11 protein-coding genes and 1 pseudogene are annotated in these 13330 nt (G+C 54.9%); 8 read left to right on the top strand and 4 right to left on the bottom strand.

The window, feature by feature from the left end:
* Both H6973_03945 and H6973_03940 read right to left on the bottom strand, forming a co-directional pair.
* Entirely contained in the window at positions 1 to 963 is a 963-nt protein-coding gene (locus tag H6973_03945; protein ID MCP5124807.1) for a DUF58 domain-containing protein, read from the bottom strand.
* 159 nt (positions 964 to 1122) lie between these two features.
* Positions 1123 to 2124: a MoxR family ATPase gene (locus H6973_03940; GenBank protein MCP5124806.1), complete on the bottom strand. Its 1002-nt coding sequence runs from the start codon at positions 2122 to 2124 to the stop codon at positions 1123 to 1125.
* Positions 2125 to 2432: 308 nt separating this feature from the next.
* Between H6973_03940 and H6973_03935 the strand changes: the two genes are divergently transcribed.
* The 3 genes and pseudogenes from H6973_03935 to H6973_03925 all read left to right on the top strand — a co-directional run bounded on the left by H6973_03935 (position 2433) and on the right by H6973_03925 (position 4294).
* A complete protein-coding gene (locus tag H6973_03935) occupies positions 2433 to 3122 on the top strand; it encodes an IS630 family transposase (protein ID MCP5124805.1) in 690 nt (229 codons plus the stop codon).
* Positions 3123 to 3488, top strand: a complete 366-nt coding sequence (locus H6973_03930; GenBank protein ID MCP5124804.1) for a transposase — start codon at positions 3123 to 3125, stop codon at positions 3486 to 3488.
* Positions 3489 to 3542: 54 nt separating this feature from the next.
* A pseudogene (locus H6973_03925) lies at positions 3543 to 4294 on the top strand (IS1 family transposase).
* A gap of 218 nt (positions 4295 to 4512) precedes the next feature.
* Here H6973_03925 and H6973_03920 read toward each other — a convergent pair.
* Both H6973_03920 and H6973_03915 read right to left on the bottom strand, forming a co-directional pair.
* On the bottom strand, positions 4513 to 5628 hold the full coding sequence (locus H6973_03920; protein MCP5124803.1) for a hypothetical protein: 1116 nt from the start codon (positions 5626 to 5628) through the stop codon (positions 4513 to 4515).
* A gap of 92 nt (positions 5629 to 5720) precedes the next feature.
* On the bottom strand, positions 5721 to 6050 hold the full coding sequence (locus H6973_03915; protein MCP5124802.1) for a hypothetical protein: 330 nt from the start codon (positions 6048 to 6050) through the stop codon (positions 5721 to 5723).
* A gap of 138 nt (positions 6051 to 6188) precedes the next feature.
* Between H6973_03915 and H6973_03910 the strand changes: the two genes are divergently transcribed.
* From H6973_03910 to H6973_03890, 5 genes are all read left to right on the top strand, one after another.
* Positions 6189 to 6911: an ABC transporter ATP-binding protein gene (locus H6973_03910; protein MCP5124801.1), complete on the top strand. Its 723-nt coding sequence runs from the start codon at positions 6189 to 6191 to the stop codon at positions 6909 to 6911.
* 193 nt (positions 6912 to 7104) lie between these two features.
* Positions 7105 to 7917: a DMT family transporter gene (locus tag H6973_03905; GenBank protein ID MCP5124800.1), complete on the top strand. Its 813-nt coding sequence runs from the start codon at positions 7105 to 7107 to the stop codon at positions 7915 to 7917.
* A gap of 128 nt (positions 7918 to 8045) precedes the next feature.
* Positions 8046 to 9416, top strand: a complete 1371-nt coding sequence (gene purB / locus H6973_03900; GenBank protein ID MCP5124799.1) for an adenylosuccinate lyase — start codon at positions 8046 to 8048, stop codon at positions 9414 to 9416.
* A gap of 41 nt (positions 9417 to 9457) precedes the next feature.
* Positions 9458 to 10480, top strand: a complete 1023-nt coding sequence (locus tag H6973_03895) for an adenosine kinase (GenBank protein ID MCP5124798.1) — start codon at positions 9458 to 9460, stop codon at positions 10478 to 10480.
* A 3-nt stretch (positions 10481 to 10483) separates the two neighbouring features.
* On the top strand, positions 10484 to 13264 hold the full coding sequence (locus tag H6973_03890; protein ID MCP5124797.1) for a hsp70 family protein: 2781 nt from the start codon (positions 10484 to 10486) through the stop codon (positions 13262 to 13264).
* Positions 13265 to 13330: the final 66 nt, after the last annotated feature.

Here is a 13330-nt window from a genome sequence, read left to right as displayed (position 1 = left end):
CTAAGCGCGTCGAGCCAAGGCGCCGGGACGCCGGCGATGGATCGCCAGGCCATGGCGCAAGGATTCCGGGGCTGGCTGATGGGTGGCCAGCATCAGGAAATGCCCGCTATGCCGGTGGCACAACGCGCGAACCGCATCGCGTCGCAAGGTAAATCGCTGTCGATAAGCGTCGGCTACGCCGGGAGCACCCGTGTCCAGGACAGTGAAGCGTTGCCCATCGCATACTGGATAATAGCCAGGGGGCGGCGCTTCGGCTTCCAATTGATCGTGCACCAGGATAACGACCATCTCATTATGGGCGGCCAGGCGGGCAAACGCTTGTTCAGCTTGGCGCGACGCGCCGCGAAAATCGCTCAGGAGAAAGATCAGACTGCCGGGGCGAACAATGCCGGTCAACCGCTGCAATGCGTTTGCCCAAGGACTGTGCGAGGTGCTTGCCGGTGTCGCGATCGGCGTCGGAACATGCGGCTGCAATTCGACCAGCGCCTTGAAAAAAGGCAACAGACCTCGTTCCCGCGCAGCGGGCCGTAATTCCCGATGTCGCTCCCCGGCAAACACCACCCCGCCGATGCGGTCGCCGTTATCGCGGGCCGCCCAGGCCAGCAACGCCGCTGCCCGCGCCGCCGCGACCGATTTCAGGGCGACCCGTGCGCCAAAGGCCATGCTCGGCCCTAAATCCACCAGGAACAGCACCGGTCGTTCGCGTTCTTCCCGAAACAACTTGGTGTGAGGCCGCCCAGTGCGCGCGGTGACCCGCCAGTCCATATTGCGGATATCATCGCCAGGCTGGTAGGCGCGCACTTCCTCGAATTCCATGCCGCGACCCCGGTAAGGCGAAAGGTAGCCGCCGGCCTGAACGGATAGCGCCTTGCGTTGGCGAGAAAATCCAAGACCGACTGCCTGATCGCGCAGCTGTAGCAGTTCTTGAATGGAAACAGTCAGTCCCGGGATATGGGTTGGCATTGACGGAAGCGGCCCGCTCGGGGTCGATTGGCTCGAAACGACGTTCGGCCAGAGACGTTTGCCGATTTCTTTCCACATGGCGTAATCGTTGAGAACACAAAGATCAAGTCGCGTTGCAAAGTCAGCGCGGGTCTGCGCTGAGTTCACGGAATGCGCTCGTTAAGGCGCGGGAACCCGGTCAAGCAGTTCGGCGATAAAGCGCTCGGTATCGATGCCATCGGCTTCCGCCTCGAAGGTCAGCAATACGCGGTGGCGCAACACATCGGGGGCAATCGCCTGAATATCCTCGGGACTGACATAATCGCGGCCCTGAAGCCAGGCGTGGGCGCGGGAGCATCGATCCAGGGCAATGGTCGCCCGTGGGCTGGCGCCATAGCGGACCCAGCCGGACAATTCTGCGCCATAGGAGGCCGGATTGCGCGTCGCCATTACCAAAGCCACGATATACGACTCCAGCGCCGGCGACAGGTTCAGCGCCAGCGCTTCGCGCCGCGCCGCGAATACCCGTTGCTGAGACACCCGGGGGGGTTCTCTGGCGGTTGCAGCGCTTTGCAGCGCCTGTTCGCGCGTCAGGCGTAAGATGGCGTGTTCAGTTTGCGCGTCGGGATAGCCAATGCGTACATAGAGCAGAAACCGGTCCAGTTGCGCTTCGGGCAATGGATAGGTGCCTTCCTGCTCGATGGGGTTTTGGGTGGCCATCACCAGGAACAGGTTGGGCAACGGATAACTGGTGCGACCGACCGTCACCTGGCGCTCGGCCATAGCCTCCAGGAGGGCGGATTGCACTTTCGCGGGCGCCCGGTTGATCTCGTCAGCCAATAACAGATTGTGAAAGATGGGGCCGTGCTGGAAGTGAAAGGAAGCCTCCTGGGGCCGATAAATCTCGGTGCCAGTCAGATCTGCTGGCAGCAGGTCCGGGGTGAACTGAATGCGGTGAAAATCGCCTTCCAGCCCTCCGGCCAGGGTCTTGATGGCAGTGGTTTTGGCTAACCCAGGAGCTCCTTCAACCAGTAGGTGCCCATCGGCCAGCAGCGCCACCAAGAGCCGGATATTCAACGCTTCCTGGCCCAAGATGCGCTGGTTCAGGTAATCCAGTAGATCCCGGATATCCAGAGTGGTTGAAGGGATTGTCGAGGATGGTGTCGGTAAGTCGGTGTTCATGGCGTCTTTTTTAGCCTGGAGTGCAAAATGAACTTAACGGCTTACGACCTGTGGGCATCTGATAGAGTTCCAGAGGGCGGCTGATCGTGTGCATTGACCCGCAGCACGACGATGGGTTGATCGATTGATGAACGCTGGGTAGTGTTCTAGACTTGGATATGCTATATTTGGTCTAGAATTCGCTTAAGTATTTTATAGGCTTGCCAACGATTATCCCTACATTATCAACGAACTGAGCGTTAATCAAATTGTCTAATAACTATAGAAGACCTCTTTAGAGACTCTAAATTTATAGAGGAGGTGCGGCAATGAACGCGGAATGGATGTTTGATGCACGTAAAATACCGGATGAAGTGATGAATTACATCCGGCGTATTGCGGTTCGCGCGGTCGAAGAGAAGCATTATGGTCCGGAGCTTGTTGCTGATTTTTTGGGTATCGACCGAACGAGTATTTATGATTGGCTTCGCAACTATCGTTATGAAGGAGAAGAAGCCCTGGATACCCGGAAAGCGCTCGGCGCCACGTGTGTGATGACTCCGGATATTGATCGATGGTTAAAAGAAACGATACTCAATACGACGCCGGCGGATCATGGCTATGATACGGTTTTATGGACTTTAGAGATCATGGTTAATTTATTGAAAGAGTACTTTGGTTTATGGGTATCGGATGCCACGGTTCGTCTGCATTTACATCAATTAGGACTGAGTTGTCAAAAACCTTGTTATCATGCCTTAAACCAGGATCAGGAGGAAGTTAAAAAGTTTATTAATGAAGAATTTAAAGAGATTCAGAAGCGGGCTCAAGAACTTGGAGCGGATATTGCGTTTCAGGATGAGTCATGGGTTCAAGGCCATACGCGTTCTGGACGGACGTGGGGCTTAGTCGGTCATCCGCCTGAAATTAAAGTGAGTGATGACCGGGGTGGGTTTCACATTTTATCGATGGTTACGGCGACGGGCGAGTTAATATTTGAAGTGACCACTCAAAAATGAGTGAGTGGGGTTTTCATTGCCTTTTTAGAGAAGGCATTAGAGGGTCGAGAGCGCCCATTAATTGTCATCACGGACAATGCGTCTTATCATACCTCGAAAGAAGTCAAAGCCTTTCTTGAGACGCATCGAAAACAAATCCGCTTGTTCTTTCTTCCCCCCCACTCGCCAGAGTTAAATCCGGATGAACAGGTTTGGAATGAGATCAAAAATGATCATCTGGAAAAGGAGCCAATTAAAAACCGGGCTGATTTCAGAGCGCGCGTTTATTCTGCTTTGGAAAAGCTAAAAGAATTTCAGGAAAGGGTCAAATCATTTTTTAGGCTCCCTGATACTCAATACGCTAATCCTGAAAAAGCTCCAGCATGATTTTTGTGGGGATAACTATTAGCAAGACAATAATATTTTTTAAGGCATTCAAATATGGTTTTAAATCCTGTCCTTTGCCCCGGCTGTCGTCATGAACAAATCGCAAAACGTGGAAAAACGGAGAATGGAAAACAACGCTACCTTTGTCAGAATCCGGAATGCTCGGTCAAAACATTTATTTTAGACTACGATTATCATAGCTATTTGCCTGAAATCAAAAATTAGAGTATTGATAGGACGATTAATGGCAGTGGCATTCGGGATACCGCGCGCGTTTTACAAATCAGTCCGACGACCGTCGTCTAATGAATTAAAAAAAAGAATTTTGCCTTGAATCCGTCCATCGAACTGTGTTGAACCGCCTCAATCCACAGGAAGCCATCGTTGAGGTTCAAAAAGTTGAAGCTCAAGAGGTTGAGCTGGACGAGAGGTGGAGCTTCGTCCAGTGCAAAGCCCATCCGCGTTGGCTGTGGCATACCATCGATCACCCGACCGGGAACATTCTGGCTTATACCCTCGGTGATCACAAAGACGAAGTGTTTTTAACGCTTAAAGCGCTGCTAGACCCTTCCGGAATTCACCGATTTTACACGGATGGGTGGGGAGCCTATGAACGCCACTTGTTCTCTGGACAGCATACGGTGGGTAAAGCCCATACGCAGAAGATTGAACGGAAGCACCTCACCCTGCGGACACGCATTAAACGATTCGCGAGAAAGACCATTTGTTTCTCTACGCTGGACAAAATGCATGACATCGTTGTTGGTCTATTTATTCATCGATATGAATTCGGAGTTTTAGTATAAAAACCATGTCTGGAACACTACCCGGAATACTACAGTTCCTCATCGCGGACAGATCGATAGCTTGCAGCTCGTAACTCGTAGCCCCGGATTTCGCTTCGCTTCATCCGGGCTACAACATCTACAACGGTCTTTGATGCGGAACTGATAGGTGGTGAGGTGGACTATGCTTTCCTTTTAGAAGCCAAATTTTTTCCTCCTGTAAATTTTCCTGTGATGCTCTATGCGTTTGAAACTAACCGCAAGTTTGACGGATCATTCGCGGCTTCTTGAGGAAACCAGACAGAATCCCATTCATTATTGAGTTCGATCACCTTTAAAATGCCTAAACTTCGACTTCCTGCAGGACGCCAACTCATCCCTTTTTTCTTCTGACGACGTCCGATAACTTGATCACAGCCTTTCTCGATAGAACCACTTCCGATGGGTTTGCCTGCAATCTGACGACTTCGATAATCGATAATTTCATGCTGATGTTTTTCAAGATAATTGATCAGTTCAAGATGCTTTTCTGCATTTTTGGGTTGCACCTGCTCGACTAAGTAATTCAAAACCGTGACAACATCACCACGCCAGAGGTGATAGAACATAAACTTTAGATGCTGATTCTTCTCATCCTTATTCAAGGCAATCATACTCATTAAATCACGAATTTTTTTACCAAGATGGTACCAATCCAGGATAATCAGCACGGTGATACCAAATACCGCCCAAAGATGCTCACGAATGATTTTTGCGCCATCTGTAATCGCGATAATCGGCAATGGCTTTTCTTCTTTCCCATAATCTTCAATCACCCGGCTTTTCAGAATATCAGCAACCGGAATGATCGCTTTCCCCTGTCGATCAATCGGTGCGGTCAGGTATTCAAGATCGCCGTCTTTATTTTCAAAGAGAATGACGTCACTCGATACGGCAGACGTCTTCTTCGGTGCGGATTTCTCTGGCACTTCTTCCTTTATAACTGATTGTTTTCTTATACGATTTTCTTTCTGACCACGGACTTGAATGGCATCTTCGAAAATCAGAATTTCCCGACTTTCTGGGTCGTAAATATCAACATCAGGGTCAATGTTGATGACAGAACCACTCGTCTTCGATAAGGTTTCTTCCACTTGCGCGACGCACGCTTGACTGAGCGCTTGCGCCTTTTCAACCACCACATGGTGGATTTTTTGGTCACTGAGTTGTCGGAACCCGGTGACCCTCTCTATTAAATCGGATACATCGATATAGCTTAAGCGATTGCTATAATAAGCGGAGAATTCTTTTAACCGATCACTCACATAATCTTCCTGAAATTGATCCGTCAAATCAAAGTAGGTTCGATGAGGCAAACTAGGGTATTCTCGATCAATAAATCGCTGAAGTCTAAATTCAAAAGGTCCATGAAGCGTCTTAATCTTGATGGGTGTTGTCCCATTGCAAATCAAGTCTTTTTTTTATCCTGAATAAAGATGTTTTGAGCCGCTTCTAACAAATCAGCCTGAAGATCCGGTAGTGCATTTTTCTTAAATTCTTCAACTGCACCTTCAATACAATGCAAGCTTTGATTTCTCCAATCCAAAGAATATGTTCGTGTGGATCGATGATCAATAATACGACCTTCATCATCACGAAGAATCAATTCAACGGTCGGCATGGCGCTTCTCCAGATCAAAGAGGAGGCGTGGTTTTTTACAGAATTTCTGGACGCATCCTCAGCCGCCGCCCGATCGGCAGCCTTCCATGGATTTCGCCCTTTTTCAAAATCAATCAATGCCCTAATAGGCCGGCTCCAAAAGAGTTCTTGAAAAAGCAAAAAGTTAGATATCAGTATACCCTATGGTTTGTCTATCACAGGAAAATTTACAGGACCAATTTTTTTGGTACATGTTAAAAAAGGATAATTCTAAAAATGCTCCTTGAGGTCGAAAACCTGCATGTTCGCTACGGCAACGTCGATGCGCTACATGGCGTTAATCTATCTGTTCGTCAGGGTGAAATCGTTACTCTTCTGGGCGCGAATGGCGCAGGCAAAACCACCACCCTGAGCGTGATCAGCGGCCTTTTGCGTCCATCAGCGGGGGAAATTCGTTTCGAGGGCCGTCCGATTCACAAAACGCCCGCTCATCAATTAGTCGCGCTCGGCATTGCTCAAGCCCCGGAAGGTCGTCGCATATTCGGTACATTAACCGTAGAGGAAAACCTGAACCTGGGTGCATTCACCCAGACCGACCCGACGCGCATCGCCAAAAACCGGCGCTGGATTCACGAACTGTTCCCGGTGCTGGCGAACCGTCGCGAACAACTGGCCGGCACGCTGAGTGGCGGCGAGCAACAAATGCTGGCCATTGGCCGGGCGTTGATGGCACAGCCGCGCATCCTGTTACTCGATGAGCCGAGCCTGGGACTGGCACCGCTGCTGGTCAAGGCGATTTTCCAGACGCTGTGGGAAATCAACGAGGCAGGCGTGACCATTGTTCTGGTCGAGCAGAACGCCCGCGCCGCCCTGAAACTGGCGCATCGCGGCTATGTCATGGAAGTCGGGCGCATCGTGCTGGAGGACCGCGCCGAGGCCTTGCTGGCCAATCCCCAGGTGCGTGAGGCGTATTTGGGCGGTCAGACAGCGGGAGAATAAACCTTTGCACGAACCTTCGTTGCCGTCTACCGGCGACAGTGCCGTTACGCCTTCATTGGCTGATGAAATTCTCGCGGTTGAACCGCCGCCGGTCGCCGCTCCCCCGGTCATTCCCGATGAAGAACTTACTGCAGTAGCGTTGCCCGAAACGGCGTCCCCGGAACCGGCGGCTATCCATCGCCGCGCGGTGCTGATGTTGCTCGGGGCCGCGCTGTTCTGGAGCCTGGGCGGGTTGTTGATCAAATGGATCGACTGGAATCCGGTCGCTATCGCCGGGATGCGCAGCCTGATCGGCGCGGCTCTGATCTGGATCGTGTTTCGCCGCGAACTGCATATCGACAGGTCGTTCAATCAGATCGGCGGGGCGTTGGCTTACGCGGGTACGGTCGTACTGTTTGTCGTCGCTAACAAAATGACTACGGCGGCGAATGCGATTCTGTTGCAATATACTGCGCCGATTTATGTGACTTTGTTTAGCCCCTGGTTTCTCGGGGAACGGACGCATGGCCGCGACTGGCTGATCCTGTTGGTCATGATGGGCGGCATGGTGCTGTTTTTCCTGGATGAGCTGACTCTGACCGGGTACTGGGGCAACATTATTGCCCTGATCGATGGATTTTGTTTCGGCTGGATGGCGCTGTTCATGCGCCGGCAGAAGGATGGTTCCGCGCTGTCCTCGCTGTTGTTGGGCAATCTGATCGCCGTGGCGATTGGTTTGCCCTTTATGTTTCAGTCTATGCCGGATCTATCGAGCTGGATTGGTCTGGGCTTGTTGGGCGTGGTGCAACTGGGCTTGCCCTATATTCTGTTCGCGCTGGCCTTGCGCCATGTCCGCGCCGTCGAAGGCATTTTGATTCCTATGATCGAGCCGGTGCTGAATCCGGTCTGGGTGCTTCTCTTGTTGGGTGAGAAGCCCGGCGCCTGGGCCTTGCTCGGCGGCGCAATCATTCTGGGTACCGTGATGTACCGGGCGACCTGCCAAGGACATGAAAAGCGAACTCCCTGACGCGGCAACGATTCAATGAGCGGTTGGAGGATGGATAATGCAAATTACCTTACGAAGAGGATGATATTCTACTCATCCAGTTTAACGATAACCCTATTTTCGTGACGTATATATTAAAAAGGGTTTTTATGGAACTCACCACACTCACCGCGATTTCCCCCATCGACGGCCGCTATGCCGACAAAACTGCCGACCTGCGACCGATTTTCAGCGAATATGGCCTGATCCGCCATCGGGTGCAGGTTGAAGTGCGCTGGTTGCAGGCGCTGGCCCGTTACCCAGGCATCCCCGAAGTCCCGCCGCTCAGCATATCCGCGCTGCGCTTGCTCGACGGACTGGTGGAAAACTTCGCCTTACCCGACGCCCAGCGCATCAAGAACATCGAGCGCACGACCAATCATGATGTCAAAGCTGTGGAGTACTGGCTCAAGGAGCGGATCGCTGGTCATGCCGAACTGGAAGCGGTCAGCGAGTTTATCCACTTCGCCTGCACCTCCGAGGACATCAATAATCTGGCTTACGCGCTGATGCTGCGCGAAGCACGGACTCAGGCGCTGTTGCCGGGGCTGGATGAACTCGTCGACGCCATTAGTCGGCTGGCGCGTCAATATGCCGATCAACCGATGCTGGCGCGCACCCACGGGCAACCGGCCTCGCCGACCACGCTGGGCAAGGAAATGGCCAATGTCGCTTATCGCTTGAAGCGGCAGCGGGCGCATTTGGCGGCGACGCCCTTGCTGGGCAAGATCAATGGTGCGGTCGGCAACTATAACGCCCATCTGGCTGCTTACCCGGAGATCGACTGGGAAGATTTCGCCCGCTGCTTTGTCGCCGACGACCTGGAGCTGGACTGGAATCCTTACACTACGCAGATCGAACCGCATGATTATATGGCGGAGTTTTTCCATATTGTGATGCGGGCTAATACGGTGCTGCTGGATTTTTGTCGGGATATCTGGAGCTATATCGCCATCGGCTATTTTCGGCAAAGGACGGTCGCCGGCGAAATCGGCTCTTCAACCATGCCGCACAAGGTCAATCCCATCGACTTCGAGAACGCCGAGGGCAATCTGGGCGTCGCGAACGCGCTGCTGGATCATCTGGCGAATAAGTTGCCGGTGTCGCGCTGGCAGCGGGATCTGACCGATTCCACCGTGTTGCGGACGCTAGGCGTGGGGCTGGCGCATACCCTCGTGGCGTATCAGTCGACATTGAAGGGCCTGGGCAAGCTGGAAGTCGACACAGCGATGTTGGAGGCGGATCTGGATGCGAATTGGGAAGTGCTGGCCGAACCCATTCAAACGGTGATGCGCCGTTATGGCATCGACCAGCCCTATGAAAAACTTAAAGCGCTGACGCGCGGCCAGCGGGTGGAGCGGGAGACGTTGCGCAAATTTATCGCCGATCTGGCGATTCCCGAGGAAGCGAAGCAACATCTGCTGAATCTTACTCCAGCGCACTATACCGGCAATGCTGCCGCCCAGGGGCGCAAGATATAGGTAGCAAATCCCCCTTATGATGACTCGAACAGGAGATATGAATGGCGAAGTATCACGTTTACGGCATCGGTAATGCCTTGGTGGACATGGAATATGAAGTAGAAATTTCCGACTTGGAAACACTAAGTATCGACAAGGGAGTGATGACCCTGGTCAGTGAAGAGCATCAATTGAAGATCATGAATCACTTGGCCGAACGGCGCCATCAGCGCGGCTCCGGTGGATCGGCGGCTAACTCGATTATTGCTGTCAGTCAGTTTGGCGGAACCGCTTTCTACTCCTGCAAGGTTGCGGAGGATGAACTAGGGCATTTCTATATGAAGGACTTGCTCGATGGCGGCGTGGACACCAACCATCACACTGAGAAGGAGCAAGGTCATACCGGCCGTTGCGTGGTGTTGGTGACCCCCGACAGCGATCGCACCCTCTGCACTTTCCTGGGCATCAGCGGCGAATTGTCCAGCAAGGAACTGGTCGAGGATGCCCTGTGCAACTCCGATTACTTCTACACCGAAGGCTATCTGGTCACTTCAGAAAACGCCCGCCGCGCTTCCATCGAGGCCAAGCGCATTGCTGAAGCGGCTGGCGTCAAGACGGCGATCTCGCTGTCCGATCCCAATATGGTCAGGTTCTTCAAGACCGGGTTGCTGGACATGATCGGTTCCGGTGTTGATCTGCTGTTCGCCAACGAGGAGGAGGCCAGGGGCATGGCGGGGACCGATGAGCTGGACAGCGTAGTGGATTACTTGAGAACCTTGAGCAAAGAGTTCGTGATCACCCGTGGTCCTCAGGGCGCGCTAATTTGGGATGGCAACAGGCTGATTGATATTGATCCCGTTAAAGTGGAGGCGGTGGATACTGTCGGCGCGGGCGATATGTTCGCTGGGGCTTTTCTGTATGGGTTGACTCAGGGTTGGGAACATCGGCATGCGGGGGATTTGGCGGCGGCGGCATCAGCGAAGCTGGTCACGAGCCTGGGGCCGCGCATCCCGGCTGCGGAGACACAGGCGATTCTGAAAAACTTCAAATCAAATGCACTCACGGATATTACGAAAAGGGTCTGAACCATCGCTCGCTCGAACGCCCCCCGTTATCTAGTCGGCATTGATCTGGGCACAACCCATACCGTGGTTGCCTATGCCGACCTGCGCAGCCCCGCCCGGATTCATCCCTTTGCCATCGATCAATTGATCGCTCCTGGCGCAGTGGCGGCCCGGCCCCTGTTGCCGTCCATGCGCTATCATCCGGCTGAGAGCGAACTGCTGGCCGCGGACACGCAACTGCCGTGGACGTTCACTGATCCCGGCGCAGTCGCCCCTCTCATCATCGGTGAACTAGCGCGGGAGCGAGGTTCACGGACGCCAGGCCGACTGGTGGTCAGCGCCAAAAGCTGGCTGTCCCATGCTGGCGTCGACCGCGCCGCCTCAATTTTGCCTTGGGGTGCGGCGGCGGAGATCGCCAAAGTTTCCCCTCTGGCCGCCAGCGCCAGTTTTCTTGCCCATGTCCGCGCAGCGTGGAATCAGCGTTTCCCTCGCCAGCTACTGGAGCGGCAGGAAGTCGTGCTCACCGTGCCCGCTTCCTTTGACGAGGCGGCGCGCGCGCTGACCGTGGAGGCCGCGCGACTGGCGGGTTTACCGCAACTGCGCCTGCTGGAAGAGCCGCTGGCTGCTTGTTATGACTGGCTGCACCGCCATCAACATGAAATGAAGACGGCGCTGGGCCAATCGCGATTATTGCTGGTGTGCGACGTCGGCGGTGGCACGACGGACCTGACGCTGATTCAAATCGAACAGGAAGAAGCTGGCCTGCAACTGACCCGCATTGGGGTCGGCGACCATTTGATGCTGGGCGGAGATAACATGGATCTGACTCTAGCACGCCTGGTCGAAACGCGGCTGGGCGGCGGGCGATTGAGCGCCGGCGAACTCTCCCAACTCCTGCAACAATGCCGGAACGCCAAGGAACGATTGCTGACCGTGGATGCGCCCGAGCGAGTGACGGTGACCCTGTTGGGTGGCGGCGCGCGCTTGATCGGCGGCGCGCGTTCTGCGGAATTGAGCCGTGATGAAGTGCGGACGCTCCTGGTGGACGGTTTCATGCCGCTGGTCGGTCTGAACGAGCGACCGCAAGGTCGACGGGCGGCGGTCATCGAATTTGGCTTGCCTTATGCGGCGGATGCGGCGATCAGTCGTCATCTGGCGGCGTTTTTAACCGGTCATGTTGCAGCGGCGCGGCGCGCGCTGGGGGAACGAGCGCTGGTTGAAGGTCCGCTAATGCCGGACGCCGTGTTGCTCAATGGCGGCGTTTTCCATGGCGCTGTCCTGGTCGAACGGCTGCTGGAGATTCTCCACCATTGGCGCGGCAAACCCCTGTTGCGGTTGGACAATCCTGAACCGGATCTGGCGGTGGCGCGCGGCGCAGTGGCTTATGGATTAGCACGCCGGGGACGAGGACTGAGAATTGGCGGTGGTTCGGCGCGCAGCTACTTTCTGGCGGTGGACAGCGGACGCAACCGGAAGCAGGGCGTCTGTTTGTTGCCGAGAGGGACGGAGGAGGGGCGGGAAATCCGTCTGGAGCAAACCTTTTCCTTACGGTTAGGGGCGCCGGTGCAATTCAATCTCCTGTCTTCCACCGGCGATGCTTTGCGCCATCCCGGCGAGGTTGTAACGCTGGACGCTGAGGCGCTGGTTCCCCTGCCGCCGGTGGCTACCGTCATTGAAAGCGAAAGCGCCGGCGAGGTTCCTGTGCAACTGATTGCACAGTTGACCGAAGTCGGAACGCTGGAGGTGGATTGCGTTGCTATCGCACCCTTACCCCCAACTTCTCTCCTGCCGGCAGAAGGAAGCGCCCAGAAGCGCTGGCGGCTGGCCTTTCAACTGCGCGGTAGTGATATGGCCACCTTGGCGCGGTTGCATCCAAACTTTTCCGAAGCGGCGGCGCGGCTGGAGCGATTCTACGGCGCCCGCGCACCCGATGTGGAGCAGAAGGAAATCAAGGGATTGCGCGGCGAACTGGAGCGACTGCTCGGCAAACGCGAGACATGGGAGACGCCCTTGTTGCGCGAACTGTTTAACGTGTTGTGGGCCGGGGCGCGGCGGCGGCGGCGTTCGACCGATCATGAACGGCTCTGGTTTAGCCTGGCCGGCTATTGTTTACGGCCGGGCTTTGGATTTCCCCTCGACGAATGGCAGGTAGGACAATTATGGACCATCTATGACGTGGGAGTGCAATTCACCCGCGATGCGCAAAACATGTTGGAGTGGTGGACCCTGTGGCGACGAGTGGCCGGTGGACTGGATGCGGCGGCGCAGGCGCGACTGGGCGAAGAGCTGTTGATCAGCTTGCGCCCCCTAACCGGCAAGGCGGTTAAGGATAAGCAACCCGGCGTAGAGGACATGGCGCGACTGGCGGCGGTGCTGGAACGGTTGCCCGCCGCGCGCAAGGTTGAATTGGGGCAACTGTTGCTCAAGCGCTTGGCGCGCAAGGGCGAGTCGCCGCATCTCTGGTGGGCGGTCGGTCGGTTGGGAACCCGCATTCCCGCCTATGGCAGCGCTCACGACGTTGTACCCGTCACGGTAGCCGAGGAGTGGCTGGAGCGGGTGATGGCGCTGGACTGGAAGACCGTGACTCCCGCCGCGTTCGCCGCGACCCTGCTTGCCAGGCTCAGCGGCGACCGGGAACGGGATTTGAACGAGGTGTTGCGACTGCGTGTAATCCAGCAATTACGGTCAACGAAAGCGCCGACGGCGTGGCTGCAAATGATCGAGAACGTTGTGGAGCTTGATGAAGCCGATACAGGCCGGATCTTCGGCGAGACGCTGCCACCGGGGTTAAAATTAGTCGGATAGATGCTTTTTCCAGAGGAACCCATCCGATGAGCTGGTAGGGTACGCACTGCGTACCCATACACCTGC

The organism is Gammaproteobacteria bacterium, from assembly GCA_024235095.1.
GTDB lineage: Bacteria > Pseudomonadota > Gammaproteobacteria > Competibacterales > Competibacteraceae > UBA2383.
The sequence above is the reverse complement of the archived record's forward strand: the minus strand, read 5'-3'. Positions and strand labels throughout refer to the sequence as shown.